This is a genomic window from Pseudoalteromonas sp. P1-13-1a (genome assembly GCF_001401875.1).
Lineage (GTDB): Bacteria > Pseudomonadota > Gammaproteobacteria > Enterobacterales > Alteromonadaceae > Pseudoalteromonas.
In genome coordinates this window covers 1-1,032 of the sequence record NZ_LKDV01000075.1, presented here as the reverse complement: position 1 = coordinate 1,032, position 1,032 = coordinate 1, and the positions used below count along the sequence as shown (strand labels likewise).

Annotated in this window: 1 protein-coding gene and 1 pseudogene; both read left to right on the top strand. The window is 35.9% G+C overall.

The window, feature by feature from the left end; translation table 11 throughout:
* Positions 1-76 precede the first annotated feature (76 nt).
* The gene (locus AN391_RS19820; protein WP_235576508.1) at positions 77-757 is read left to right on the top strand and encodes a transposase; all 681 of its coding nucleotides are present in this window, start codon (positions 77-79) and stop codon (positions 755-757) included.
* 11 nt (positions 758-768) lie between these two features.
* Positions 769-1,032 (top strand): annotated as a pseudogene (locus AN391_RS20840) (hypothetical protein); the annotation flags it as partial.

The following is a 1,032-nucleotide window of genomic DNA, read 5'->3' as shown; positions in this document are numbered from 1 at the left end:
AACCATTGGGGTCAAATCTTGACTTCAGACTTCAAATGTCTAGATTTATAGATTACTACTCATTGAGTGAATTACTATGTCTAGGCCGCTGCGAATAGAGTATGAGAATGCGTTTTATCATGTAATGAATCGGGGAAGAGGGCGTGAAAATACCTTTTTGAGCGATGACGACTTTAAGTATTTTTTATATTGTATTGAGCAAGCAAGCCTTCGCTTTAATATTGAAGTGCATTCTTATTGTTTAATGACCAATCATTACCACCTGCTAATCAAAACCCCTGATGCAAATTTAGGCCGAGCCATGAAGCATATTAATGGCTTTTATACTCAATACTTTAATAGAACACACAATAAAGATGGTGCACTGTTTAGAGGGCGCTACAAAGCGGTGCTGGTGGATGCAGATAACTATTTATTGCATGTTAGTCGGTACATTCACCGTAACCCAATTGAAACGAACACACCACTGGTAGATAACCTTGCTAAGTATACATGGTCTAGCTATTCAGCTTTTATCAAAAACACAGCGACGCCGAAATGGTTAGTTCGGGACTTTATATTTTCGCTTCAAGGAAAAAAGTGTAAATATGCTGCTTGTAAACAGTTTGTTGAATATGAAAACAATAAAGAAATAAGCGCTTTTTATAGTGCTAAAAAGTTATTGTCGGTTTTGGGTTGTGAGGACTTTATTGAAAACATAAAAGACTATATTGCCAAGTCAGATAGCGAAAGAAAGCTTGTTAGAAAAAGCACTTAGCAGATGATGTTATAGCCTACTTAGCTAAACACTTTAATGTTGAGGTAGATGATATAGTAACGGTTAAAAAGGGGCGAAAAGAGAAAAATTTACCACGCTGGTTTGCTATTAAATTATGCCAAGATTTAACGGGGTTAAATTTGCAGGCATTAGCAGCTGTTTTTAATGTTGAGCATTATTCGGCGATATCGAAAGCTGTAGGTAGGTTGAATAAATTAATGGTTGAAGATGAAAAGGTTAAATTACAATTGGAAAAACTTCGAGATTGTTTGATG